This window comes from Acidovorax sp., assembly GCF_046314175.1.
Taxonomy (GTDB): domain Bacteria; phylum Pseudomonadota; class Gammaproteobacteria; order Burkholderiales; family Burkholderiaceae_C; genus Acidovorax.
The window spans coordinates 24,812-48,642 of the sequence record NZ_JBKBXG010000018.1 but is presented as its reverse complement, the minus strand read 5'-3'; the positions used below and the strand labels follow the sequence as shown (position 1 = coordinate 48,642).

The following is a 23,831-nucleotide window of genomic DNA, read 5'->3' as shown; positions in this document are numbered from 1 at the left end:
AAGGGCCTCCTCCCCAGTTCCGTCCATTCTTTTTACCCCTCAAGTGCCGGTACACGGGCCACATTGCGCTGCGCGCGCTGCCACATTGTGCAAAGCGCTGCCTTAACGCCAGCTAAAGGCACCGCTTGAGGCAGCGCACAGCCGCCACCACACCCGCCACAATCGCACCCCATGCACATCCTGCTCATCGAAGACGACCTGGACCTGGGCCGCGCTCTGCAGTCCGCGCTGAAGGTGGAGGGCCTGACCAGCGAATGGCTGCGCCGCGCGGTGGATGCGCCCGCCATGGTCGACGCCACCACGGTGGACTGCGTGCTGCTGGACCTGACCCTGCCCGACGGCAGTGGTTTTGACCTGCTCGCGCGCTGGCGCAACCAGGCAGGCCAGGGCGGGCAAGTGCCCATCATCGTGATCACAGCGCGCTCGGCGGTCGAAGACCGGCTGGCCGGGCTGGATGGCGGGGCAGACGACTTTGTGATCAAGCCTTTTGCCACGGCCGAGCTGATGTCGCGCATCCGCGCCGTGCTGCGCCGCAGTGCACGCCAGGCCAGCGAGCGCTGGGTGTTGGGCGATCTGGTGGTGGAGCCGCGCCGCCATGCCGCGCAGCGCGGAGGCGCGGCGCTTGACTTGTCACCGCGCGAGTTTCAACTGCTGCTGGAGCTGGCGCGCGAGCCAGGGGTGGTGGTGTCCAAAAGCGTGCTGTCGCAACGGCTCGACCCGTTGGGCGAGCCCGTGGACTTTGGCGCCATCGAAGTGCATGTGTCCAACCTGCGCCGCAAGATCGGAGCGGAGCTGATCCGCACTGTGCGGGGCGTGGGCTATCTGCTGCAGTCATGACGCGCGCCATGTTCATTCCTCAACCGCTGCGCACAGCGTGGGCAAAGCTGGCCGAGCCGACGCTGGTGCGGCGCAGTGTCGTGTCTGTTGTGCTGGCCTTCGTGCTGGTGTGGGCGGTACTGCTGGGCTATCTCTTCATCACCTATAAGCAGACCATCGCCAACGAACCCGGCTTGCAAAAATACGGTGACGCTGTGCTGGCATCGCTGGCGAACGTTTCCGACCCAGCGCTTGCAGCTGCCGCACTGGCGTCTACCGATAGTTGGACCAATATCCGCCGTCGCCAGATCGGCGTGATGCCGGGCACCTCGCTGTATCAACTGGCAGATGCACGGGGCGAGCCCATATACGCGTCGCCCGGTTGGCAGACGCTGCCTACGCGGGCGCACGACGGGACTATCACTGAGACCCTCGTGAGTGGCCAGGTGCACCGCATCTACGCAGGCCACAAAGCTCGCTGGGTGCTGACCATTGCAGACCCGAAGCGCTCGGACGCGGCCTTCCTCTCGCGCAACGCGCGGTCGCTGGTGCCCTACCTCCTTCTGGCCGCCCCCTTCGTGCTGATCCCCGTGTGGCTGTCCGTGCGCAACGGCCTCAAGCCCCTGCAGCAACTGGCCCGCCGCATCGCCCAGCGCAACACCGACGACCTGCAACCCGTGGGCTTCAACGCCCGCCACCGCGAACTCAAACCGCTGGAACAATCGCTCGATACCCTGCTGGCCCGCATGCGCCAAAAGGTTGAGCGCGAACGCGCGTTTGTGCAGGACGCCGCCCACGAGATCCGCACGCCCTTGGCCGTGATCACCGCGCAAGCCCATGTCATGGCCCGCTCGCAAAGCGAAGACGAGCGCACGCAGGCCCAGGCGCACCTGGAGCAGGCCATTGCACGCACCTCGCACCTGGCGCAGCAGCTGCTGGACCTGGCCGCGCTGGACGAAGCGCAGCGCCCCGCACCGCGCGATCTGGACGTGGCGCAGTGGCTACGCGCCGCTTTGGCGCAGGCCGCGCCGCAGGCCATGGCGCAGCAGATCGAGCTGTCGCTGGACGCGCCCGACACGCTGCCCGCTCGGCTGGACCTGCCTGCGCTCGAATCCATCGTGCACAACCTCATCGACAACGCGGTGCGCTACGCCACGGCCGGGGGGAATGTGGCGGTGGCTCTGCGGCACGATGGCGCGCTGCTGCACCTGGTGGTGCAAGACGATGGACCGGGCATTCCGGTCACCGAGCGCAGCCGGGTGTTCGAGCGTTTTTACCGGGGCGTTGGGCACGCGGCCAATGGGTCGGGACTGGGCCTGGCCATCGTGCGGCAGGCCGTGCGGCGCATGGGTGGGCAGGTGCAGGTGGGCGAAGGCTTGAACGGCCAGGGCGTGGGATTTTTCGTTAGCATTCCCCTGCCCCGCAGCGCCTGAATCCGCACAGGCGATCCACTCACCATTTCGCCCGCCATGCCCGACTCCGTCCACCCATGCCTGACCTGTGGCGCCTGCTGCGCCAGCTTTCGCGTGGACTTTGCAGAAGAAGAAAGCAGGAGAGGGGTGGCACCGTGCCGGGCAGCCTGGCCGTGACAGTGACCAGCACCCCCTGCCGCATGCGCGGCACCGACCACGTGCCTGCGCGCTGAGCGGCGCCCACCGGCAAGATCGGCGAGAAAGCGGCCTGCGGCATCTACGAATGGCGCCCCTCGCCCTGCCGCGAGTTCGAGGCGGGGGACGATACCTGCCACCGAGCGCGTCTGCGACACGGGCTGCCGCCGCTGGCGGAAGGACTGGGTTACTGAGCAACGGTCAGACACCCACTGCAGCCAGCAGGCTCCTGGCACGGCATTGACATCCCACTGCGCAAAACAGGGCCGATGCAAGCAGTTCGCCCCAAGCCTCAGCTGGCGATGCATCCCAATTGCGCAAGTGCAGATTGGCGAAAACAACACCCAATGGCCGCAGGTAGCCAGTAAGTAGCCGGTAAGTACGAGCGGGAGAACATGGATGCCTTCACATCCAGGGTTCTATCCATGCACACGCCACAGACACTCGCGCCACACGCGGCACCTCTGACCCGCATCGCCGTAGCAGCCCTCACCGGCCTTGCCCTGGCAGGCAATGCGACAGCCCAATCTGCACCTCCAGCATCGTCCATACCCTCGTCGCAATGGGGCCTGGGCATCGGAGTGGGGGTGTTCCAAAGCCCTTACCTGGGCGCAGACAACAAAACCCGGGCGTTGCCTTTGATCAACTACGAGAACTCCTGGTTGCGCGTCGCAGGCACCAGCGCGGATGTCAAGCTGGGGAACTGGCCTGTGGGTGCCAGCAGCTCCATCGCGCTGGCGGCACGCCTCAAGTACGAACCCACCGGCTACGAGGCTGGCGATGCCCCGATCCTGACCGGCATGGACGAGCGCAAAGGCAGCTTCTGGGCTGGCGGCACTGCCACCTGGCTGAACCCCATCGCCCGGGCCACTGCCGAATGGACCGCTGACGCATCCAGCAACAGCAAGGGGCAAAAGGTGTCGCTGCAGCTGGATCGGCGCTTCGGCTTCGGAAAACTGGGCGTCACGCCCAGGGTCGAGGCCCAATGGCTGGACAAGAAGTATGTGGACTACTACTTCGGTGTGAAGGCCAATGAAGCCGTGCCCATCATCCGCCCTCAGTACATCGGCAAGGCAGCCACCGTGATGGAGGTCGGCGTGCGGTTGGACTATTCGCTCCAGGCCCAACAAACTGTTTTTCTCGACGTCAGCGCCACCCAGTTGCCCGACGAGATCAAACTCAGTCCCATTGTGGGGCGGTCCAGCCTGTCGCGGGCCACCGTCGGCTACCTGTACCGCTTTTGAGATGAGACCCCTGGGCCTCCCTGAAAGCGCAGTGGCAGATCTGTATCCCGTTACCCCCGGGGAGCAGACTGAAGAAGCCAAGAGACGCCATCCCGGCGTCGAAAAGCGGCTGCACAGCCCCCACGGGCAACACCGCGCCCAACTGGACGAGGTCTTTGAGCGCCTGGTGCGGGGGTTTCGGAAAGCAATGATGGAGATGCTGGGTACAGAGCCCCCCGGTGCCACCAGGCATCTGAGGGCCTACCTGCAGTGCGTCAGCGAGCACGCGCTCCAAAGGCCAAAGGGGCACTTTGCGGCAGTGGCCTTGATGGCCGATGACAGCTACCGGGCCATCTGGAATGATTTCATCGAAGAGGCATGTGCCTATGATGATTGCGATGCCCGCCTGCTGGACCATTGCAGAGCGGCCGCAGAAACCCTGTGGATGGAACAAGCTACCCTGCAGCGGGCCAACCCTCAGCGCATCGCACGGCTCACGGCCCACCTGCTGGCAACCGCACAAGATCAACCGGCAAGCTCCGTATGAACCGTATTGCACTGATTGAAGACCATACGAGATTGGCAGCGCTTGTGCGCCAGGCACTGGGCAATGCGGGTATCGAAACCGATGTGTTTCACGCGGTCGCGCCCGCGTGGCTAGCGTTGCAAGACATCACCTACGGAGTGGTCGTCGTGGACAGAGGATTGCCAGATGGTGACGGGCTGCATCTGGTCAAGCGTCTGCGAGCCTCGGGCAGCGCCACCCCGTGCTTGATGCTCACGGCACGGGACGCCCTGCATGACCGCCTCGAAGGGCTGGACTCTGGCGCTGACGACTACCTCACCAAACCCTTCCCAATGGAAGAGCTGGTGGCACGGGTGCGTGCGCTCCTGCGGCGTCCCGCCAACGTGCAGGAATTTGCCCCTACCCATGGCGACGTCTGCGTCAGCCCCGAACACGGGCACATGGTTTGTGCTGGCGCCACCGTCTTCTTGCCGGCCACAGAACTGCAGATCATGCTGTGCCTGGCCCGCAAAGCAGGTCAGACTGTCAAGCGCTCCACACTGGAGGCTGCGGCCTGGGGCATGACAGAGGCCGTCACCCCCAACGCATTGGATGTGGCCCTGCACAGGCTGCGCCGCAAGCTGACTGCGGCAGGGTCCTGCATGCAGATCGTCAACCTTCGAACCCAAGGCTATGCCCTTCGTGAAGTTTCAGTGGCCCCATAGCCTGCGCGCCCGCCTGCTGGCGGTGTATGGCGTTGCAATGCTGGTCAGTGCCCTCCTGGTGGGGTCAATGGCCTTTTTTATGGCAGGTCCGTTTAACCGGTACATGCTGCAGTACGGGGCAGAAGACTTTGCCCAAAACATCGCGACAAGAGCCCAGTTTTCGGCCGATGGCAAGCCCACGGGGTTTGACGAGCAAAAAATTGAAACGTGGCTCTTCACCAGCTTCAAGGAAGAACTGGCGGTACGCATTGTCGACCCCGAGGGCCGGGCAGCGTTTTCACCCACAGGCGAAGCCGATGTCCTGGCACCGCAGGGCCAGGGTTTCAACCCAGCCGTCAGAAGGTTCGCGCTGGAACGCAATGGCGTGCAAATGCACGCGGGCACCGCCCCCATTGAGCACGATGGTGTCACTTGGTACGTGCAGTTTGCGGCCAGCGACCGACTGGTGCTGAAGCTGCGCGATTCCTTAGGCACACCGGCATTGCAGCATGGGATTTTGGCCACCTGCCTGACCTTCCTGGCGGTGTTTCTGGTGGCAACGCACCTGACCCTGCAGCGCATGCTGCTTCCGCTGCGTGCGGCCTCTCTGGAAGCACAGCGCATAACACCGCAGACACTGGATGCACGCCTTCAGGCCCGCGACCTGCCGGAGGAATTGGCCCCCTTGATCAATGCGTTCAACCGCGCGCTGGACCGGCTGCAGGTGGGTTTTCGCACCCAGCAAGAGTTTTTGGCCAACGCCGCGCACGAGTTGAAGACCCCACTGGCCCTCATCCGGGCGCAGGTCGAACTGATGCCGGCAACGCAGAACAACACGTATCTGCTGCAGGATGTGGACCACATGGCGCGCCAGGTGCAGCAACTGCTGCACCTGGCCGAGGCCAGCGAGACCCACAACTATCGGATCGAAGAAGTGCACCCGCTCGCCGCCATTTCAGAGGTCTGCGAGTACATGGACCGTATTGCCGAGCGCAACGGCGTAAAGATTGCCTTTGGCATGCGGCCACAAAAATACGGGGCTGCTGCGTTCTGGAGGGCTGACCGCGGGGCCCTGTTCACGCTGCTCAAGAATCTGCTGGAAAACGCCATTCAGCACAGCCCGGCAGGCACCGTCGTCACAATAACTGCCCACCGCGACGGGTTCAGCGTGGCCGATCAAGGCACCGGTGTCCATCCGGCAGAGCTGGACAAACTCTTCCACAGGTTCTGGCGCGGCGCGGCGCGGCGCGACAAAGGCGCTGGCCTGGGCCTGTCCATTTGCCAGGAAATCACCAACGCGCACCAATGGCAGATTGAGGCACGCCCTGGTGCTGTGGGGCTGGAGGTCCGTGTCCGCTTTCCGTCTGCAGATGGGCGGGCACAACACTCCGAGCACCCGCAACCGGCTTCCCCATCGCCCCCATCGCCCCCATCGCCCCCATCGCCAACAGGACACTAATCTAAGGGTTCGCTGGCACCTGTGCGAATTCACAATTTGCCAGCGCAAGCGCTCGCAGGATGGCTGCTTCCTGCTCTACTGCGCAGATCGCCAACAGCACCGGCACGGTGCAGCGCAAAACGGGCAAGGCGTGCGGCCAGCCCCAGCGTTCAGCCTCGCAGACCCACCAGGTCTTAAAAAATAGCCTCTGTTGGAAATAACCGACACCGCAAAAAATCCAGGCCATTACCTTCACATCCCATGCAAAAGCTTTGGGACATTTCCCCACCCATCCACACGGGCAGCCCGGTGTTTCCGGGCGACACGCCCTACAGCCAGCAGTGGTGCGCCACCATCGGCCCCGGCTGCCCGGTCAACGTCAGCGCCATCACTCTGTCGCCCCATGTGGGCGCCCATGCCGACGCGCCACTGCACTACGACGAAAACGGCGCCACGATTGGTGATGTATCGCTCGACGCGTTCCTTGGGCCCTGCCGCGTGGTCCACGCCATTGGCTGCGGACCGCTCATCACCTGGGACCACATTGCCCACGCAGTGGATGACGCCCTGCCCCCGCGCGTGCTGGTGCGCACCTACGCGCAGGCCCCCGAGCAGTGGGACGGCCAGCTGGCCGCTTACGCCCCTGACACCATCGAGCGGCTGGCCGACCGGGGCGTGCTGCTGGTGGGCATCGACACCGCCAGCATCGACCCGGCCGACAGCAAAACACTCGACAGTCACCAGGTCATCCGCCGCCGGGGCCTGCGCGTGCTGGAGAACCTGGTGCTCGACAACGTGCCCGAGGGTCACTACGAGCTGATCGCCCTGCCGCTGAAGCTGACCACCGCCGATGCGTCACCCGTGCGCGCCGTGCTGCGAGCGCTCTGACACCACAAATTTCAAGCCTTTTTGGCCTCTAGCGCTTATCCCATAAGCGCTAGCAGCTATCAAAATAGAAGTAACCGACCTGAACCGCTATGACGACAACCCTCAAAGACTGCCGCGCCCTGGATGCGCAAGACGCCCTCGCACCGCTGCGCGAGCACTTCAGCCTGCCTGCGGGCGTGATCTACCTCGACGGCAACTCGCTGGGCGTGCTGCCCAAAGCCGCCGCAGCACGTGTGGCCGAAGTGGTGGCGCGCGAATGGGGCACGGACCTCATCAAATCCTGGAACACCGCAAGCTGGGTGGACCTGCCCCAGCGCCTGGGCAACCAGCTGGCACCGTTGATCGGCGCGGGCAAAGATGAAGTGGTGTGCACCGACAGCACCTCCATCAACCTCTACAAAGTGCTCAGCGCCGCGCTGAACATCGCCCGCGAAGACAGCCCCGCCCGCAAGCGCATCGTGAGCGAGCGCAGCAACTTCCCCACCGACCTCTACATCGCCGAAGGCCTGTGCAAAGAGCGTGGGCTAGAGCTGGTGCTGGTGGAGCCCGAAGAGATCACCGCCACGCTGACCAGCGACGTGGCGGTGCTGATGCTGACGCACGTGAACTACCGCACCGGTGCCATGCACGACATGGCGGCCATCACCGCTGCGGCGCACGCCGAGGGCATCTTGTGCGTATGGGACTTGGCGCACAGCGCAGGTGCCGTACCCGTGGACTTGAACGGCGCAGGCGCCGACTTCTCCATCGGCTGCGGTTACAAGTATTTGAACGGAGGCCCTGGCGCCCCGGCCTTTGTGTGGGTGCACCCGCGCCACGCCAACCGGTTCTGGCAACCGCTTTCGGGCTGGTGGGGCCATGCGGCACCTTTTGCCTTTACGCCGGATTACCAACCTGCCCCGGGCATCACGCGTTACCTGTGTGGCACGCAGCCCATCATCAGCCTGTCGGCCTTGCAATGCGGGCTGGACGTGTTCACCGCCGCAGAAAACCTGGGCGGCATGGCCGCACTGCGCACCAAGTCGCTGGCACTCACAGACCTGTTCATAAAGCTTGTAGAAGAGCGCTGCGCAGGCCACGGCCTGGGTCTGGCCACACCGCGTGAACATGCACAGCGTGGCTCGCAGGTCTGTTTGACGCGTGACGAAGGTGCTGGCGTCAACGGCCAGGGCAGCGGCGCGTACGCCATCGTGCAAGCGCTGATCGCGCGCGGTGTGATTGGCGACTTCCGCAAGGGCGATGGGGGCAAGGGTCCGCACAAGGACATCCTGCGCTTTGGCTTCACGCCGCTGTACATCGGCTTTGAAGACGTGTGGAACGCGGTGGAGCATCTGCGCCAGGTGCTGGAAAGCGGCGATTGGCAAAAGCCCGAGTTCAACCAGACCCACGCGGTGACCTGATCATGTGCCCCTTTTCCCAAACTCCCGCGGGTGATGAAAAGGCCGTGGCCCTGCCCGAATCCATCGTGCACGAAGAGCGCGCCCAGCTCGACTTCAGCAAAAGCATGAGCTACGGCGACTACCTGCAGCTCGACGCCATCCTCACCGCGCAAAAGCCGCTGTCGCCCGCGCACGACGAGATGCTGTTCATCGTGCAGCACCAGACCAGCGAGCTGTGGATGAAGCTCATGCTGCACGAGCTGCGCGCGACCATCGACCGTATTGCCAACCCCGATACGGGCACCCGCGCCGAGGCCTTCAAGATGCTGGCCCGCGTGAGCCGCATCATGGAGCAGTTGGTGAGCGCATGGAGCGTGCTGGCCACCATGACGCCGCCCGAGTACACGGCCATGCGCCCGTACCTGGCCAGCTCCAGCGGCTTTCAGAGCTACCAGTACCGCGCCATCGAGTTCTCGCTGGGCAACAAGAACGCCGCGATGCTCAAGCCGCATGAGCACCGCCCCGACCTGCTGGCCCAGGTGCGGTCGGCGTACGAAACGCCCTCGCTGTACGACGTGTCGCTGCAATTGCTGGCCAAGGAAGGCTTGCACATTCCGGCAAGCCACCTGGAGCGCGACTGGACGCAGCCGTACATGGAAAGCGAAGCGGTCAAAGAGGCCTGGCTGGCGGTCTACCGCGACCCGCAGAAGTACTGGGACCTGTACCAGCTCGGCGAAAAGCTCACTGACATCGAGGACGCCTTCCGCCTCTGGCGATTCCGCCACGTGACCACGGTGGAGCGCGTGATCGGATTCAAACGCGGTACCGGCGGCACGGGCGGCGTGAGCTACCTGCGCAAGATGCTGGACGTGGTGCTGTTCCCCGAGATCTGGAAGCTGCGCACCGATCTCTGAACCACAACCGGCCTTGGGCCTGGCGCAGAACCTCCTGGCCATGAAGGCCCTGGCCACGACTGGCATCCAGAAGGGCCACATGGCCCTGCATGCGCAGAACATCGCGATGATGGCGGGCGCCGTGGGCGACGAGATCGACCGCGTGGCGCAGGTGCTGGTGGCGCAGGGCACCGTGCGCATCGACGTGGCTGAAGCCGAGCTGCAGCGGCTGCGCGCAGGCTCTGGCGCATAGATTTCAAACCAAAATGGCCGCTAGCGCCTATCCATAAAGCGCTAGTAGCTATCATTTTTAAATCATTACCTCATTGCAAGGTCAGTCGCCCACCTTGTAAAACGTCTGCCCGCCCGACAGCTGATAGACAGCGTTGTCGATCTGCAGGCTGCGTTCGTTCCACAGCTCGTTTTGGCCGTTCCAGCCCGGCACAAAAGGGTCCGCTGAGGTGAGGGTCCCCAGCATTGACCGCTGCCTGAGCGTGCCCGTGTTGGTGTTCACCTCCCACCGCGCAGCGCCTTGTTCGCCCCGCACTGGGGGCGGCGTTCCAACGATGGCGGACACCCGCGTGGCTCGCGCCGGGAAGGCAATCAACACGCGCGAGCCCTGTTGCAGCACGTTGAGCACCGGGCGCACTCCACCCAGTGTCGTGGTGCTGCCGTCGAGGCCCAGCGTGTCGGTGGCCACGCGCCGTGCCTGGGCAGGGTTGCGCACGTCAAACAGCGCCAGCGGGATGCCGTTTGCCGTGCCGCCATTGATGCGGTCCTGGCCAATGCCCAGCAGCCAGCCGTTGGGCAAGGGAAACAGATGGTCTTTATGACCCGACGCAGCAAACTCGCCCGCCATCGCCGGGTTGGCGGGGTTGCCCAGGTCCATCGCATACACCGGGTCGGTCTGCAAGAAGGTGGTGGCGTAGGCCCGCGCGCCCGCAAAGTGCACCGTGTCGATCTGCTGGCCGCCCTGCCCCAGGGGCGACAGCCGCTGCCGGATGGGCAGCTTGGACAGCAGCGTGAGGCGGCTGTCGCCCGGGTTGTCGCGCAGCACTGACAACACGGCGGTGGACACGGGTTTGGACTGGATGGTGATGGGCGCGGTTCCGCTTTGGCCCGTCTGGCCGGTGTAGCTCACCACGCGCAGGTCGCCCTGGTATTCGTTCATGCGGGCGGGCAGCCGCCCGATGTCCCAACCCAGGTGCCCATCCACGCTGCCCGATGCGCTGTAGTCCACCTGCGCGCCTCGCAGCACAAAGCGGTGGATGTCGGTGCGGCTGCCCGTGGGGAACACGGTGTTGGCCACATCGCCCACATAGCGGTACTGGCGCGAGCTGGCCACATACACGCTGGCCACGCCCATGTGCAGGCCTTCACTGCCGCCCGCAAAGCACCGGCTGCTGCGTGCCAAGCTGGTGGAGGACAGGTCGATGGCAGTGACCGTGGTGACCTGCAGCGCCAGCGATGCGTTGGCCGTTTGCACCAGGCAGTCGGCCTCGGCCACCAGCGGCTGGGGCTGGCCGCCATCTACCCGCAGCGTGGGCAGGATGTCTGCCGTCTTCAGGTCTTTGAGGGCCGTGTCCACGGCCGGTGCCGTTGCGCCCGCCGCCACGGAAAAGCGCGTGAGATCGGGCGACCAGGTGGTGACCAGGTACAGCGTGTTGCCCACCAGCCGGCTGCCCACCACCAAGCCATCAATGCGCATCTGCTTGAGCTGTGCGGGCGCCACGTCCTTGCCGATGGAGAACACGTCCAGCGACAAGGTGCGGCTGTACTCAGGCACCACGGTCGTCTCCGCGGTGCCGTCGCCCGCAAGCGGCGGTGCGGCCGCAAAGGCGATGCCCGGCTGCCTGCCAGCATACGGGTCTTGCTGTGACAGGATCGCAGCGCGCGTGCCGCCACCGGCCACATAAAAGCCATAGGGAGTGAACTTGGAATCCAGCGTCACGCGCCCCACGCTGCGCAGGCTGCCATCCACCAGCCGCGCCATGGCAGAAAAGCGCGGTGGCTCTGTACCGGCCCCGGTGGTGATGCTGCGGTGCAGCGCATACACCATGCTGCCGTCGGCCTTGATCAGGCCGTCCTCTTCCACCACCGGACCCACCAGGGGCGTGCCGGTGTTGGCAACCACCGAGCCCGCCGTGGTCAGCCCACCCACCGTGGGCACGGTGATGGCCGTGCCTGGCAACCCTGCCGCCACGCGCTGGGCGACCTTGGTCTTGAAGTAGCCCACCAGGTCGCCCGTTCGCGCGCTCTGCAGCCGCGCCTCGTTGGGCGCCTGTGGCCCACCTGCATCGCCACTGCCACCGCCACAGCCCGCCACAAACGCAGCGGCGCACAGCACGCCCCAGCCCATATGCACGCCCAACCTTGATTCCCAGTTCGTCATTTTTTGTTTCTCCAAGTAGTTATCTGCGGCGGGCGGGCGCATGCGTTCTTTCAATCCGGTGTTGCGCCATCACGGGCCACACCTGCCGCAGATGAGTGGGATAATATCCCACGCAACTTTAAGACGTCAAATTTGCAGACCTCAAATTTGCAGACGACAACCAAAGCACAATGGCAACCCGTTCCTGCTGTTCCCTTAGTTTTTGACCATGTCCTCCCGCTCCGCCATCGTCCTGGCCTGTGCTCTGCACGTGTTGCGCCCTCTGGCGCGGCTGCTGCTGCGCAATGGCGTGGCGTACCCGGCGTTTGCGGTGGCAATGAAGAAGGTGTTTCTGGATGCCGCCCATGACGAGTTGCGTGACAGCGGCAAGAAACCCACGGACAGTGCAGTCAGCCTCATGTCGGGCGTGCACCGGCGCGATGTGCGCAACCTGGGCCGCCTGGCAGAACCCCAGGCGCAGGACGACGGGTTTGAGACGCCACTGAACATGGCCAGCCAGGTGGTGGCACGCTGGCTGAGCCAGCCAGACTGCCTGGACGACGAGGGCCAGCCGCGCCCCCTGCCCCGCACCGGAGACGCACCCCACTTCGACGCCATCGTGGCCAGCATCAGCAGCGACGTGCGGCCCCGCGCGGTGCTGGACGAACTGGTGCGCCTGGGCATGGCGCAGGAGGACAACGACCACGTCACGCTGCTGGCCACGGGCTTTGTGCCGCGCCAGGGCTTTGCCGAAATGGCGCAGCTGATGCAGGACAACCTGCACGACCACATCGCTGCCGCCGCCCTCAACCTGCAGGGCGAGCACAACTACCTGGAGCAGGCGGTGTTTGTGGACCAGCTCAGCGACGAGTCGGCCCGGCGCCTGCATGCAGTGGCCGCCAAGGCCTGGCGCCAGGCCTTCAAAACGGTGATGACCGAGGCGCAGGCCCGCTTTGACCACGACCAGCAACACACCGACCCCAACCTGCGCATTCACCGCGCGCGGTTTGGCAGCTACTTCTACGCGGCAGACAAAGATGACCACCCTTCCTGATCTTGCAAGGCGCGCCCTTCAGGCATGCGCCGTTTCGGTATTGCTGGCACTGGCCGCCTGCGGGCCGGGAACCGGCGGCACGGGCACAGGCCCCATCACCGGCGTTTTCAACTATGCAGGCCCAGGCTTTTCGACGGGCGCGCCCTGTGCGCAAGACTGCCCTGGCGTGACGCTGCAGCTAGAGAGCGACCGGGTGGAATTCATTGCCGCCTGCCAACGATTCATCTACATCGGCCCGTGGGGTCTGGACGAACAAGGCGTTGCCGTGCTGGAAGGCACGCTGGAGACGACCGAGGTGGTCAACGGCCAGCCCCAGACCACACGCCAGCCTGCCGTGATGCGACTGCAGTTCAGCGAAGCCACGGCCGACAGCCGCGAGGTGGCGCTGACGATGCGCGACGCCACGGGGGCCAACCTGCTGGCGCCGGTCACGTTGCAACAGGGCTTCCGCGCGGCAACGCCTGCTGCGTGCGGAGCGGGCAGTGAATGATCCGGAATGAAACCCACTGTGCACCGGGTGCACCCCGCTCTGCGGCAGTGAAGTGGCTGGAACGCCCAAAAAATACATAAAAAAAGCTGCTAGCGCTTGATGGTCAGGCGCTAGCAGCTATCATTTTTGAATTTTTTTGGCCTGCCGCCAGGCGGCTACCGTCTGAGCACCCGGCATCAAACCGGGCCAGCAATGCCAGCCTTCAGCGGCCCGACACCAACATGGGGCGCCCACGGCACCAGATGGGGGTGAGGTAGCCGATCTGGATGGTCATCTCGTTGCCTTGGCCGCGCACCGTGGTGGGGCCGTTGCTGTAGGCGTAACCGGTGTCGGTGGCCTGCTCGGGCAGCCCGACCGTCCAGCCATTGCGCACCAGCACGCTCATGCCTTGCTCGGGGAAGAACTGCATCTCCACCTTGTCGCCGTTGCCACATGCAAACTGCATGTTGTTGCTGCGCTCGCCAAACGCCACCTTCTCGGCGGGGACGCTTGCGCATCCAGTGGTCAGGAGGGCTGCCAGCAAACTCGAACCCAGTGGTACCAACTTCTTCATCCGTTACTCCTGATTGCGGCGTGCCTTGCAGCACCCGCATAACCTGCAACTGTGGCCCAAGGCCCCACTGTAGGGAGCCTTGCAAGACGTCATAAGCACAAATCTTGCCAATGCAGCCTCGAATTCAGCGCTTCACAAAAAACCAAAAACCGCTAACAACCGAAGCACGGATGCAAGAGTGCCCCACGCCACCGGGGCCGTCGATTGGGGTGATCCCTGCGTCGGGTATTGCGCAGAGTCTGCGGGCGGCAGGTTGCACCCTCATGACGCGGGCAAAGACGGTGAAAATTCGGGGTTTACCCGCAGCATGGGTGACCGTGGTGTGACGGCAGGCAGCGGGTTTGGAGATGGCTCCCGGCGACAGGCACCCCGCCCATACGGGTTTACGCTCGACAACCTGGGCACCGCATTGCCCCCGCCCCCCAACCCCATCGACTCTTTACGTGCCCACCGCAAACTCCCCCGCCCCCCCGCTGCCCGCGCGCACCGCGTGGGTCATGCTGCTCGCGCTGATCTCCGGCTTTGGTCTGAGCCAGGCTTTTCGCACCATCACCGCCATCATGGCCACCGGGCTGCAGGCAGAGTTCGGCCTGTCGGCACAGGCGCTGGGCGTGTTTGCGGGCGCGTTTGCGTTTGCCTTCGGCACCATGCAGTTGTTCATGGGCATTGGCATTGACCTATATGGAGTGCGGCGCACGCTGCTGGTGGCGTTTCCGCTGGCGATTGCGGGTGCGGTGCTGTCGGCGCTGGCGCCCAGCTATGGCGGGGTGCTGCTGGGGCAGGTGCTGATCGGCGTGGGCTGCGCGCCCGCGTTTTTGGTATGCACGGTGTTCATTGCGCGCTACTTTCCGGCCCGCCGGTTTGCGATGGTGTCGGGCGTGGCCATGGGCGTGGGCGGGCTGGGCATGCTGTTCACGGGCACGCCGCTGGCGTGGCTGGTGCAACTGTCGTCCTGGCGCATGGGGTTTGCAGTGCTGGCGGGCCTGGCCGTGCTGGCTTGGCTGCTGATCTTCTGGAAGGTGCACGAGCCCGTGCAGCAACCCACCCACGATGCGCCCCCGCGTGAGTCAGTGCTGCAGGCGGTGCGCGGGTTTGGCGCGCTGTTTTTGCTGCCGCACACTGCCGGCATCATGCTGCTGGCGCTGACGACGTATGCGTCCTTCCTCACGCTGCGCGGGCTGTGGCTGGGGCCGCTGCTCATCGAGCGGCACGGTTATTCGCTGATTGCCAGCGGCAACGTGGCCATGCTCTCGTCGCTGGTGTCGCTGTTCACACCCGCACTGTTCGGGCGCATTGACCCCGGCCCTGGCAAACGCCGCAGCTGGATCACCGGCTTTACCGTGCTGCTGGCAGCGCTTTTCGGCGCCATCGGCCTGCTGCATGCCGAATGGCTGGACGTGGCGGGCTCCATTGCCGTGGGCCTGCTGTCGGGCTACATGGTGCTGCAGTATTCGGACGTGCGCTCGGCCTACGCGCCTGCCGTCACAGGGCGGGCCATGGCGGTCTTCACCATGGCGCTGTTTCTGGGCGTAGCGCTGATGCAGTGGGTGACTGGCGTGGCGGCCTCCATCGCCGCCGCGCAGGGTGCCGACCCTTATGTGGCGGTGATGCTGACCATTGCCGGCATGCTGGCTGCGGGTGCCCTGGCGTTCAGGTGCCTGCCCGCGCCAGCCCACTGACCGGCGCCCGCGGGGCATCGGCCACGCGCCACCACCTGAAGTACGCTGCAGGGTCCAGCGGTTTTTTTGCTGCTGCCCCTCTTCATCGAAAGACCGCCCGCATGAACCTCATCCATCTCACGGACCTGCAAGCCGACGACATCCGGCATATCTGGTCGCTGGCCGATGCACCCGCAGCGGCCCCGCTGCAAGGCACGGTGGCATGGTCGTTTGAGGGCAAGGGCATCCGCACGCGCACCACGTTCATCGAGGCGTTCCGCCAGCTGGGCTTGGCCTTTACCGAATTGCCGCACCTGTTGCAGACCAGCGAACGCCCGTGTGATTTGGCCGGTTACCTCGACCCGTTTTATGCGCTGTACGTGGTGCGCGAGTCCGACCATGCGCGGCTTTCAGAGTTTGCGGCCGCTTCCAGGCGCCCCGTCATCAACGCCATGTCGGCTGCGGGGCACCCGTGCGAGGTGCTGACCGACGCCTACTACGTCGATACGCAGATCAAGCCGCTGGCGCAGGCGCGGGTGTGCCTGTGGGGGCCCAGCACCAATGTTTTCCGGTCATGGCACGAACTGGCGCAGGTGTTGGGGCTGGAGCTGGTGCAGGTCTGCCACCGCCGTTTTCATGAGGCGTTGGCACATGTGTCGTTTGTAGAGCAGTCTGCCTTGCCTGGCGCAGTGGACGTCGTCATCACCGACTGCTGGCCCGCAGGTGCCGAGGCCGACGCACAGACGCAGGCCGACATGGCCCCGCTGACCGAGGAACACCTGGCCGCTATGGGCAGCCCCGCCCTGCTACCCACGCCGCCCTTCACCCTCGGCCGCGAGTTGACCGTGGACCCGCTGGAGTACCCGGGCTTTGTGGGCTACCAGCAAAAGGAACTGCTGCTGCCGGTGCAGGCGGCCATCATCCGCTGGGCGATGGGCGCGGACGGCCCTGCTGATCGATGAACCCGCCGAGGCGCGCAGTCACGATCGGCCGAAGCACCCCAGCGGTCAAAATTTAAGCCAAAACAGGCCTTAGCGCTTATCCAGCATGCGCCAGCAGCTATATTTTTTGTAGCAACAGGCACTACAAAGTGCTGGCGCTGGACCCATCCCCCCGGTACAGCCACGGCACGTCCAGCACCCGCTCGCCCAGCAGTCGCAGCGACAAGTCGCGGCCCCAGCGTACGGGCCCCGTGGCATGAAAGATGCGGCCATTGCGCGTGGACCGGGCCTGAACGCGCGCGTTGCGCTGCCAGCGGTTGAGGGCGTAGCGGGCGAGGCGCAGTGGCACGTCCAGGTCGTGCATGGCCAACGCCCGCTGCAGCTCGGCCGCGTCTTCAATGGCCATTCCCGCGCCCTGGGCCAGGTAGGGGCGCATGGGGTGGGCGGCGTCGCCCAGCAGGGCCACCAGGCCTTGCGCCATCTCGTCGGCACCGCGCACCGGGGGGCGGTCGCACAGCGGCCACAGGCGCCAGCCGGGGCCACCGGCGGCGCTGACACTGCGCACAACATCCTGCAGTGCCGTGCAGGTGCCTTGCAGCGCGTGTTCCAGGCCCGCTGCGTTGGCGGCGTGGTCCCAGCTTTCCAGGTCTTGCGGGGCGGGGCCCTGCACGATGACGACAAGGTTCTGCAGCTCACCCCGGCGCACGGGGTACTGCACGGCATGCAGGCGCGGGCCCAGCCAAGCAGTAACCTGCGCGGTGCGCAAGGTTTTGGGCAGCGCATGCTGCGGCACCAGGGCACGATAGGCCAGGTGGCCGGTCACCCGCGGGGGCGAGGCGCCCAGCAGCTGGGCGCGCGTGCGGCTCCACAGGCCGTCTGCCCCAATGAGCGCGTCGCCCTCTATCAGCTTGCCCCGGCTGGTGCGCACGGTCACGACACCCTCGCTGTCGACAAAGCTGTCGATGGCGTGCTCCAGATGCAACTGCGTATCGGTGTATTTGGTCACGGCGGCCAGCAGCAGCCCATGCAGGTCGGCGCGGTGGATGGTGGCGTAGGCCGCGCCGTAGCGTTGCACCGCCGTGGCGCCCAGCGGCAGCACGGCCAGTTCTTTACCACTGACGGCATTGCGCACCTGCAGTCGGCTGGGGAACGCGGCCACGGCCTGCAACGGCCGCTGCAGCCCCCAGGCCTGCAGGCGGCGCACCACATTCGGCCCGATCTGCACGCCCGCCCCCACCTCGCTGAACGCAGCGGCGCGTTCGTACAGCCGCACATCCCACCCCGCCCGCGACGCACCCAGCGCCGCGGCCAAACCACCGATGCCGCCACCGGCAACCAATACCTGTTTTTTCATGGCGCGATTGTGAACTGCACGCGCTGGCGGGCGCTTGTCCCAGCGCAGGTCATAGCGCAGGCCGCAGGGCTCGCTCCAGCACCTCGGGCGGCATGGGGCGGCCAAACAGGTAGCCCTGGAACGATTTGCACCCGTGGCGCTGCAAGAACTCCAGCTGGCCCGTGGTCTCCACGCCTTCGGCCACCACCGCCAGATCGAGGCTGTCGGCCAAGGCCAGAATGGTGCGCACGATCGCTGCGTCGTTGGGGTCTGTCTGCAGGTCGCGCACAAAACCCTGGTCGATCTTGAGCTGGTCCAGCGGCAGGCGCTTCAAGTAACTGAGTGACGAATACCCGGTGCCAAAGTCATCCAGCGAGAAGCCCACACCAAAACGGCGCAGGTACTCCATGCGCGCAATGATGTCCTCCACGTCGGCCAGCAGCAGGCTTTCGGTCAGCTCCAGCTTCAGGCGCTCGGGGTTGGCGCCCGTGGCGTTCAGGGTGCCCAGCACCTGCTCCACAAAGTCGGGCTGGCGAAACTGCCGCACGCTCACGTTCACCGACAAGAAGAACTGCCGCGTGAGCGTGCTGCGCGACCACGCCACCAGCTGCGCGCAGGCGGCCTCCAGCACCCACTGCCCCAGCGGCAGGATGAGCCCGGTCTGCTCGGCCAGCGGAATGAATTCGGCCGGTGACACCAGCCCGCGGCGCGGGTGCTTCCAGCGCACCAGCGCCTCGGCGCCCTGCAGGCGGCCTTTGCCGTCCACTATGGGCTGGTAGTACAGCACCAGCTCTTTGTCCTGCAAGCCACGGCGCAAGTCGACCTCCAGCGCAGACCGGTTGCTGACGGCCGCCTGCATGTCGGGGTCAAAGAACCGCTGGGTGTTGCGGCCCGCCGCCTTGGCCTGGTACATGGCCAGGTCGGCATGCTTGAGCAGCTCGTCCACACTGCACACCTGTTGGTCAAACAGCGCGATGCCAATGCTGGGAGTGCTGTGGTGGCTGGTTTCGCCCAGGGCGTAGGGCTTGCCCAGGGTGGTGGCGATGTGGCTGGCCACCAAAGCGGCCTCGGCGCTGGCGTGGGCGCCGTCGGCGCTCAGCCCCTCCACCAGCACCACAAATTCGTCGCCGCCAAAACGCGCCACGGTGTCCACCTCGCGCACGCAGGCTTTGAGGCGCTGGGCCACCTGCACCAGCAACTGGTCTCCGGTGTCGTGGCCCAGGGTGTCGTTCAGGTCCTTGAAGTTGTCTAGGTCGATGAACAGCAGCGCGCCCTGCGCGTGGCTGCGCTGCACGGCTGCCAGCGCGCGCTGCAGGCGGTCTACCAGCAAGCGGCGGTTGGGCAGGCCGGTCAGCACGTCGTAAAACGCCAATTGCTCGATCTGGCTTTCCACCCGCTTGCGCTCGGTGATGTCGCGGCCCACACCGCGATAGCCGCGCAGCATGCCTTCACTGTCAATCACAGGCACGCCACTGACGGAAATCCAGTGCATGGTGCCGTCGGGTCGCTGGCGCTGCAACTCCAGGTCGCGAAACGGTTGCCTGGCCTGCAGCACCGCCCGGTGCGCAGCCCAGTCGGCGTCGTTCATGTTCAGCGCACCAATCTCCCAGCGCGTGCGGCCCATCACGGCCGACAGCGGAATGCCATTGACGCTGAGGTCGCCCGCCAGCTGCACAAAGCGGCCCTCGGCGTCATGCTCCCAGTACCAGTCGGAAGACAGATCGCTGAGCGATCGGAAACGCGCCTCGCTCTCGCGCAGCTCGTTTTCCACCCGCACGTAGTCGCTCACGTCGGCAAAAGTGCGCACCAGGCTGCCATCGGGCAGCGTGGTGGTGCGCACCTCCAGCGTGCGGCCGTCGCGTGCGGTGCGCCAGTACAACGGGGGCGCAGGTGCCACCGCTCCCTGGGCCACGTAGTCGTGCCCGCGCCGGTCCACCAAGCTGTAGCCCTCGCCAAAGTCACCGCGCTCAGCCTGTACGCGGGTCAGGTCGGCCAGCGTGGGGCGGGTGCCCATCAGGGATTCGGGCAGGCTCAAAAGCTCCAGCACGCGCTCGTTGTAGACGGTGATGCGCCCGTCGGGTGCCGTCTTGAAGATGCCCTGGCTCATGCTGGCCAGCGTGGCCTGCAGGGCCTTGCGCTGCTCTTGCAGCATGGTCAGGGCTTCCTGCCACATGCGGGCGTCCACCATGCGCACGGGCAGGCCCTTGCCCTGGGCGCTGTGCATGAGAGTGGCCAGGCGGTGCAGCAGCTCGCCCAGATGGCCCACCCCGTCCAGATCAGAATCGCGCAGCACATAGTCGCCCAGGCCGCAGCGAAATGCCCGCGCTGCCAGGGCCTCCTGCGCTGCGCCAATGCACAGCAGCACGGGGCGGCCCGCGCACAGCTCCAGCAGGGCGGGCAGCTCGTGCACCGAGGGCCGCAGACATAACACCACTGCGTCCCAGGACTGTGAGGCCAATGGGGCCAGCGCCGCCTCGGGTGTGGGGCTGTTCACCACACGCCAGTCTGCGTGGCGCGCAGCCATCAGCCGCCGTGCGGCGGCGGCATGCTGGGTGTCGCTGTCCACCCACAGCACGCCGGGGGCGGTCATGGTGCCGCTCCTGCGCCACCCAGCGTACTGGCGGGTTGCGGAGCCATCGCACCCAGCTGGTGCTCACGCACAAACGCGTCGATGGGAGCGGGCCGCCCAAACAAATACCCCTGAAACGCCTCACACCCATGCAGCCGCAAAAACGACAGCTGCCCCGTCGTCTCCACTCCCTCGGCCACCACCTGCAGATCCAGGCTCTTGGCCAGCGCCAATATGGTTCTCACAATCGCCGCGTCGTTGGGGTCTGTCAGCACGTCCCGCACAAAGCTCTGGTCGATCTTGACCTGGTCGAGCGGCAGGCGTTTGAGGTAGGACAGGCTGGAGTAGCCGGTGCCAAAGTCATCGAGCGCAAAGCCTACGCCTTCGCTTTTGAGCTGCACCATGCGGGCGATGGTGTCTTCGATGTCCCCGAGCAGCAGGCTTTCGGTGAGTTCGAGTTTGAGTTTTTGGGGGTCTGCGTTGTGGTGCTTGAGGGTTTGCAGCACTTCGGCGACGAAGCCCGGTTGCCTGAATTGCCGGGCGCTGACGTTGACGGCGATGGTCAGGTGGGCGGTGGTTGCGTGCTGGCTCCAGCGCTGTAGTTGTTCGCAGGCGGTTTGAAGGACGTATTGGCCCAGCGGGAGGATGAGGCCGGTTTGTTCTGCCAGGGGGATGAAGTCGCCGGGGCTGATCATGCCGCGCTGGGGGTGGCGCCAGCGCACCAGGGCTTCGGCGCCCATGAGGGTGGCGTGGTGGTCCACAACGGGCTGGTAGTGCACCAGCAGTTCGCCCCGGGCCAGACCTTGGCGCAGGTCGGCTTCCAGGTTGGAGCGGGCATTGACTGCCGCCTGCATGTCGGGGTCGAAGAAGCGTTGGGTGTTGCGTCCTGCGGCTTTGGCCTGGTACATGGCCAGGTCGGCGCGTTTGAGGAGTTCGTCTACCGTGAGGCGGGTGTCGCCAAAGAGGGTGATGCCGATGCTGGGGGTGCTGTAGTGCTGGCCGCCGCCGAGCTCGAACGGCTGGTTCATGCTGGCCAGCAGTTTCTCGCCCACGGCTTCTGCCTGGGTGGCGGCTTCTGTCAGGTCGGCGCTGAGGTTGTCGAGCATGACGACGAATTCGTCGCCGCCAAAGCGGGCCACGGTGTCGGCTTCGCGCACGCTGCCCACCAGGCGGGTGGCGACCTGGGCCAGGAGCTGGTCGCCCATGTCGTGGCCCAGGGTGTCGTTCAAGTCTTTGAAGTTATCGAGGTCGATGAACAGCAAGGCGCCCTGGTTCTTGCTGCGCTGGCAGGCGGCGATGGAGCGTTGCAGGCGGTCGAGCAGCAGGCGGCGGTTGGGCAGGCCGGTCAATGCGTCGTAGAAGGCCAGGCGTTCGATCTCTTGTTCTGCGCGCTTGCGGTCTGTGATGTCGCGGCACACGCCCAGCACGCCGGTCACGCGGCCTGTCAGGTCGCGGATGGGGCTCTTGATGGTTTCAAAATGGCCCTGGTAGCCGTCCTCGGCGAAAGTGAGGGTTTCTTCGTACACCAGCGGCTGCCAGGCCTGCATGGCGCGCAGGTCGTATTTGCGAAAGCGCTCTGCTTCGGAGGGTGAGGTCAGGTCGTAGTCGTTGCAGCCCACAATCAGTCGCTCGGGCCGGCCCGCAAAGCGCTCGAACACCGGGTTGACCGACAGGTATACACCGTTGGCATCCTTCAAGAACACCATGTCGGGCATGGCGTTGACCACGCGGGCCAGGTGGGCCTTCTGGTCGGCCAGCTCAGCCTCCACGCGCTTGAGCTCGGTCAAATCGTAGGCAAAAAGCACCACGGCAGGCACCACGCCATGCTCATTCACCCCTTCAGGGGCAATGGTGGTGTGCCTGAACAGCAGCCCATCAGGGGTGTCGATACGGCTCTCGAACACCGTGGACTCACCCGCAAACGCCTTGTCAAAATGCGGCTGCATCCGTGCCAGGAGATCGAGCGAAATCAACTCGTCGACCATGCGCCCTTGCACCTCTTCAGCGGGGCGCCCCAGCCACAGCGCCTGCTGCTCATTCACATACAGCACGCGCATGTCGCGATCCACCCGCGCCACCCCGCCCGGCACATGGCGCAACATGTGGGCCATCAGCGCCTCTTTGGCATGCGCAGCTTCCTCGGCGTGGTGGTGGGCGGTGATGTCGGTCTGCACACCGTCCCACACCACACGCCCATCGCCCAGCAGGCGTGGAGACGAGTTCAGATGCATCCAGCGCACCTGGCCGTCGGTGCGACGCACCCTAAACACCGCCTCCATGCTGGTCATGGTCAAAAATGACTTCAGCTCGGCATGGTGCAGGCGGCCAATGTCTTCTGGGAGTATCTGGCGGTACAACAGCCTCGGATCGGCCATGACATCTTGCGCGCTCACCCCGTTGAGCCGCTCGATCGCATCACCCATGTGCAAAAAACGCGCGCTGCCATCGGCCTCGCGCACGATCTGGAACAACACGCTGTGGGGCAGGTTGCGCTCCAGCAGCGACATGCGTCCCTCGCTCTCGCGCAAGCGGCGCTCTGCCTCCTGCACCCTTGCAAAAGGCAGGCGGATGCCGGCGTTGAACACCGCTTGGTACAGCAGCGCGTAGGCCAGCACCCGAAACCCGTGGGCCAGCGGGCCACCAATAGGCGAATGCCCACCCAGCAGCGCCACCGTGATCTCGCCACAGACAAACGCGCCCGCAGCCCAGGCAAACACCCGCTCTCGCGGTTGCGCGTGCCGCACTCCGCTGCGGTACATCAGCACCGCCGCCGCTGCCAGCGCAATGGCAACTGCAAACGCCAGTAACTGCCGAAGTGCCCCCCCAGCGGTCTGCGCAAACCACCCCGGCAGCGCCCCCATGACCGACCACACCAGCAGCAGCGTGATGCCCCCCGCCGCCGCGAGCCAGGCTTTCGCGGGGCCGCGCGCGGATACCTGCAGCGCCGTCAGCAGCAAGGTGAGCATCTCTGCCACGCGCGCCCACCCGCTCAGCCACAGCGAAATGTCTGCAGTGCCGGACGGCAGGTGCACCGGGGTGGAATGGGCCAGCACGCCATGCAGGAAATTGCAGGCGGCCGCCACCCCGAACCCCACCACCAGCACGTTGGACCGCACCTGTTCGCGCGCCTCCAACGTGTGTAGCGATATCGACACCACCAGCAGGCCCAGCAGCACGGCCATCAGCTCCAGGAAAGGTTCCAGCCCGTGCTGCGCACCTGCGCCATCTCCCAGCACTTGTGCCAGCGGAACAATCACAAGCGCCAGCGCACCGACCACCAGCACCACCGTCAGGGCAGGCGCGTCCCACCACGGACTGCGTGCGGTTGTGGGGGTGCTGGGGAAGGACGACATACGGGGATGTTCAGGCGGCGGGCGGTGTTCGGGATGGCTTCATGTCGACATAACGT

The 23,831-nt window shown here is 65.5% G+C and carries 20 protein-coding genes and 2 pseudogenes; 16 read left to right on the top strand and 6 right to left on the bottom strand.

The window, feature by feature from the left end; all coding sequences use genetic code 11:
* The first annotated feature begins 171 nt into the window (after nucleotides 1–171).
* The 7 genes and pseudogenes from ACK4OE_RS07250 (at nucleotide 172) to ACK4OE_RS07220 (ending at nucleotide 6,314) form a co-directional block, all read left to right on the top strand.
* Complete coding sequence (locus ACK4OE_RS07250) at nucleotides 172–837, top strand: response regulator transcription factor (protein WP_409884010.1); 666 nt, start codon at nucleotides 172–174, stop codon at nucleotides 835–837.
* An 8-nt stretch (nucleotides 838–845) separates the two neighbouring features.
* Nucleotides 846–2,249 (top strand): sensor histidine kinase, encoded by a 1,404-nt coding sequence (locus ACK4OE_RS07245; protein WP_409884008.1) that lies wholly within the window; start codon nucleotides 846–848, stop codon nucleotides 2,247–2,249.
* A 36-nt stretch (nucleotides 2,250–2,285) separates the two neighbouring features.
* Nucleotides 2,286–2,617: pseudogene (locus ACK4OE_RS07240) on the top strand (YkgJ family cysteine cluster protein).
* Between the two features lie 231 nt (nucleotides 2,618–2,848).
* On the top strand, nucleotides 2,849–3,667 hold the full coding sequence (locus tag ACK4OE_RS07235; RefSeq protein WP_409884007.1) for a MipA/OmpV family protein: 819 nt from the start codon (nucleotides 2,849–2,851) through the stop codon (nucleotides 3,665–3,667).
* A gap of 1 nt (nucleotide 3,668) precedes the next feature.
* Complete coding sequence (locus ACK4OE_RS07230) at nucleotides 3,669–4,193, top strand: hypothetical protein (protein ID WP_409884006.1); 525 nt, start codon at nucleotides 3,669–3,671, stop codon at nucleotides 4,191–4,193.
* Entirely contained in the window at nucleotides 4,190–4,876 is a 687-nt protein-coding gene (locus ACK4OE_RS07225; protein ID WP_409884005.1) for a response regulator transcription factor, read from the top strand. The genes ACK4OE_RS07230 and ACK4OE_RS07225 overlap by 4 nt, the downstream gene beginning before the upstream one ends.
* Entirely contained in the window at nucleotides 4,845–6,314 is a 1,470-nt protein-coding gene (locus ACK4OE_RS07220; protein ID WP_409884004.1) for a sensor histidine kinase, read from the top strand. The genes ACK4OE_RS07225 and ACK4OE_RS07220 overlap by 32 nt, the downstream gene beginning before the upstream one ends.
* Nucleotide 6,315: 1 nt before the next feature.
* On the opposite strand, the gene ACK4OE_RS07215 is transcribed toward ACK4OE_RS07220, so the two are convergent.
* Nucleotides 6,316–6,540, bottom strand: a complete 225-nt coding sequence (locus ACK4OE_RS07215) for a hypothetical protein (protein ID WP_409884003.1) — start codon at nucleotides 6,538–6,540, stop codon at nucleotides 6,316–6,318.
* Between the two features lie 14 nt (nucleotides 6,541–6,554).
* On the opposite strand from ACK4OE_RS07215, the gene kynB reads away from it, so the two are divergent.
* The 5 genes and pseudogenes from kynB (at nucleotide 6,555) to ACK4OE_RS07190 (ending at nucleotide 9,706) form a co-directional block, all read left to right on the top strand.
* Entirely contained in the window at nucleotides 6,555–7,181 is a 627-nt protein-coding gene (gene kynB / locus ACK4OE_RS07210) for an arylformamidase (RefSeq protein WP_409884002.1), read from the top strand.
* 18 nt (nucleotides 7,182–7,199) lie between these two features.
* Nucleotides 7,200–7,274: pseudogene (locus ACK4OE_RS07205) on the top strand (hypothetical protein); the annotation flags it as partial.
* On the top strand, nucleotides 7,271–8,581 hold the full coding sequence (gene kynU, locus ACK4OE_RS07200) for a kynureninase (RefSeq protein ID WP_409884001.1): 1,311 nt from the start codon (nucleotides 7,271–7,273) through the stop codon (nucleotides 8,579–8,581). The pseudogene ACK4OE_RS07205 and the gene kynU, both read left to right, overlap by 4 nt.
* Before the next feature lie 2 nt (nucleotides 8,582–8,583).
* Nucleotides 8,584–9,474 carry a tryptophan 2,3-dioxygenase gene (kynA, locus tag ACK4OE_RS07195; protein WP_409884000.1) on the top strand — a complete coding sequence of 297 codons (891 nt, stop codon included), beginning with the start codon at nucleotides 8,584–8,586 and terminating at the stop codon, nucleotides 9,472–9,474.
* A 13-nt stretch (nucleotides 9,475–9,487) separates the two neighbouring features.
* Complete coding sequence (locus tag ACK4OE_RS07190; RefSeq protein ID WP_409883999.1) at nucleotides 9,488–9,706, top strand: hypothetical protein; 219 nt, start codon at nucleotides 9,488–9,490, stop codon at nucleotides 9,704–9,706.
* An 81-nt stretch (nucleotides 9,707–9,787) separates the two neighbouring features.
* Here the strand turns inward: ACK4OE_RS07190 and ACK4OE_RS07185 are convergent, their stop codons facing one another.
* Entirely contained in the window at nucleotides 9,788–11,845 is a 2,058-nt protein-coding gene (locus ACK4OE_RS07185) for a beta-propeller domain-containing protein (RefSeq protein ID WP_409883998.1), read from the bottom strand.
* Nucleotides 11,846–12,053: 208 nt separating this feature from the next.
* On the opposite strand from ACK4OE_RS07185, the gene ACK4OE_RS07180 reads away from it, so the two are divergent.
* Both ACK4OE_RS07180 and ACK4OE_RS07175 read left to right on the top strand, forming a co-directional pair.
* A complete protein-coding gene (locus ACK4OE_RS07180; protein WP_409883997.1) occupies nucleotides 12,054–12,878 on the top strand; it encodes a DUF6502 family protein in 825 nt (274 codons plus the stop codon).
* A complete protein-coding gene (locus ACK4OE_RS07175) occupies nucleotides 12,862–13,368 on the top strand; it encodes a hypothetical protein (RefSeq protein WP_409883996.1) in 507 nt (168 codons plus the stop codon). The genes ACK4OE_RS07180 and ACK4OE_RS07175 overlap by 17 nt, the downstream gene beginning before the upstream one ends.
* Before the next feature lie 202 nt (nucleotides 13,369–13,570).
* On the opposite strand, the gene ACK4OE_RS07170 is transcribed toward ACK4OE_RS07175, so the two are convergent.
* Complete coding sequence (locus tag ACK4OE_RS07170) at nucleotides 13,571–13,921, bottom strand: hypothetical protein (RefSeq protein WP_409883995.1); 351 nt, start codon at nucleotides 13,919–13,921, stop codon at nucleotides 13,571–13,573.
* A 497-nt stretch (nucleotides 13,922–14,418) separates the two neighbouring features.
* On the opposite strand from ACK4OE_RS07170, the gene ACK4OE_RS07165 reads away from it, so the two are divergent.
* Together ACK4OE_RS07165 and ACK4OE_RS07160 are read left to right on the top strand one after the other, a co-directional pair.
* The gene (locus ACK4OE_RS07165; protein WP_409884032.1) at nucleotides 14,419–15,600 is read left to right on the top strand and encodes an MFS transporter; all 1,182 of its coding nucleotides are present in this window, start codon (nucleotides 14,419–14,421) and stop codon (nucleotides 15,598–15,600) included.
* A gap of 101 nt (nucleotides 15,601–15,701) precedes the next feature.
* A complete protein-coding gene (locus ACK4OE_RS07160) occupies nucleotides 15,702–16,541 on the top strand; it encodes an ornithine carbamoyltransferase (protein ID WP_409883994.1) in 840 nt (279 codons plus the stop codon).
* A gap of 121 nt (nucleotides 16,542–16,662) precedes the next feature.
* On the opposite strand, the gene ACK4OE_RS07155 is transcribed toward ACK4OE_RS07160, so the two are convergent.
* The 3 genes from ACK4OE_RS07155 to ACK4OE_RS07145 are packed head-to-tail and all read right to left on the bottom strand — an operon-like array spanning nucleotide 16,663 to nucleotide 23,775.
* Nucleotides 16,663–17,874: an FAD-dependent monooxygenase gene (locus ACK4OE_RS07155; RefSeq protein ID WP_409883993.1), complete on the bottom strand. Its 1,212-nt coding sequence runs from the start codon at nucleotides 17,872–17,874 to the stop codon at nucleotides 16,663–16,665.
* A 49-nt stretch (nucleotides 17,875–17,923) separates the two neighbouring features.
* Entirely contained in the window at nucleotides 17,924–20,443 is a 2,520-nt protein-coding gene (locus ACK4OE_RS07150) for a putative bifunctional diguanylate cyclase/phosphodiesterase (RefSeq protein WP_409883991.1), read from the bottom strand.
* Complete coding sequence (locus tag ACK4OE_RS07145; RefSeq protein WP_409883990.1) at nucleotides 20,440–23,775, bottom strand: EAL domain-containing protein; 3,336 nt, start codon at nucleotides 23,773–23,775, stop codon at nucleotides 20,440–20,442. Before ACK4OE_RS07145 ends, ACK4OE_RS07150 begins: the two co-directional genes overlap by 4 nt.
* Nucleotides 23,776–23,831: the final 56 nt, after the last annotated feature.

Coding starts and splice junctions, on each gene's coding strand:
- ACK4OE_RS07245 (WP_409884008.1), top strand. CDS start 846: ATGTTCATTCCTCAACCGCTGCGCACAGCGTGGGCAAAGCTGGCCGAG.
- ACK4OE_RS07230 (WP_409884006.1), top strand. CDS start 3,669: ATGAGACCCCTGGGCCTCCCTGAAAGCGCAGTGGCAGATCTGTATCCC.
- ACK4OE_RS07225 (WP_409884005.1), top strand. CDS start 4,190: ATGAACCGTATTGCACTGATTGAAGACCATACGAGATTGGCAGCGCTT.
- ACK4OE_RS07145 (WP_409883990.1), bottom strand. CDS start 23,775: ATGTCGTCCTTCCCCAGCACCCCCACAACCGCACGCAGTCCGTGGTGG.
- ACK4OE_RS07170 (WP_409883995.1), bottom strand. CDS start 13,921: ATGAAGAAGTTGGTACCACTGGGTTCGAGTTTGCTGGCAGCCCTCCTG.
- kynA (WP_409884000.1), top strand. CDS start 8,584: ATGTGCCCCTTTTCCCAAACTCCCGCGGGTGATGAAAAGGCCGTGGCC.
- ACK4OE_RS07165 (WP_409884032.1), top strand. CDS start 14,419: ATGCTGCTCGCGCTGATCTCCGGCTTTGGTCTGAGCCAGGCTTTTCGC.
- ACK4OE_RS07185 (WP_409883998.1), bottom strand. CDS start 11,845: ATGACGAACTGGGAATCAAGGTTGGGCGTGCATATGGGCTGGGGCGTG.
- ACK4OE_RS07215 (WP_409884003.1), bottom strand. CDS start 6,540: ATGGCCTGGATTTTTTGCGGTGTCGGTTATTTCCAACAGAGGCTATTT.
- kynB (WP_409884002.1), top strand. CDS start 6,555: ATGCAAAAGCTTTGGGACATTTCCCCACCCATCCACACGGGCAGCCCG.
- ACK4OE_RS07220 (WP_409884004.1), top strand. CDS start 4,845: ATGCCCTTCGTGAAGTTTCAGTGGCCCCATAGCCTGCGCGCCCGCCTG.
- ACK4OE_RS07235 (WP_409884007.1), top strand. CDS start 2,849: ATGCACACGCCACAGACACTCGCGCCACACGCGGCACCTCTGACCCGC.
- ACK4OE_RS07160 (WP_409883994.1), top strand. CDS start 15,702: ATGAACCTCATCCATCTCACGGACCTGCAAGCCGACGACATCCGGCAT.
- ACK4OE_RS07180 (WP_409883997.1), top strand. CDS start 12,054: ATGTCCTCCCGCTCCGCCATCGTCCTGGCCTGTGCTCTGCACGTGTTG.
- ACK4OE_RS07150 (WP_409883991.1), bottom strand. CDS start 20,443: ATGACCGCCCCCGGCGTGCTGTGGGTGGACAGCGACACCCAGCATGCC.
- ACK4OE_RS07250 (WP_409884010.1), top strand. CDS start 172: ATGCACATCCTGCTCATCGAAGACGACCTGGACCTGGGCCGCGCTCTG.
- ACK4OE_RS07175 (WP_409883996.1), top strand. CDS start 12,862: ATGACCACCCTTCCTGATCTTGCAAGGCGCGCCCTTCAGGCATGCGCC.
- ACK4OE_RS07155 (WP_409883993.1), bottom strand. CDS start 17,874: ATGAAAAAACAGGTATTGGTTGCCGGTGGCGGCATCGGTGGTTTGGCC.
- kynU (WP_409884001.1), top strand. CDS start 7,271: ATGACGACAACCCTCAAAGACTGCCGCGCCCTGGATGCGCAAGACGCC.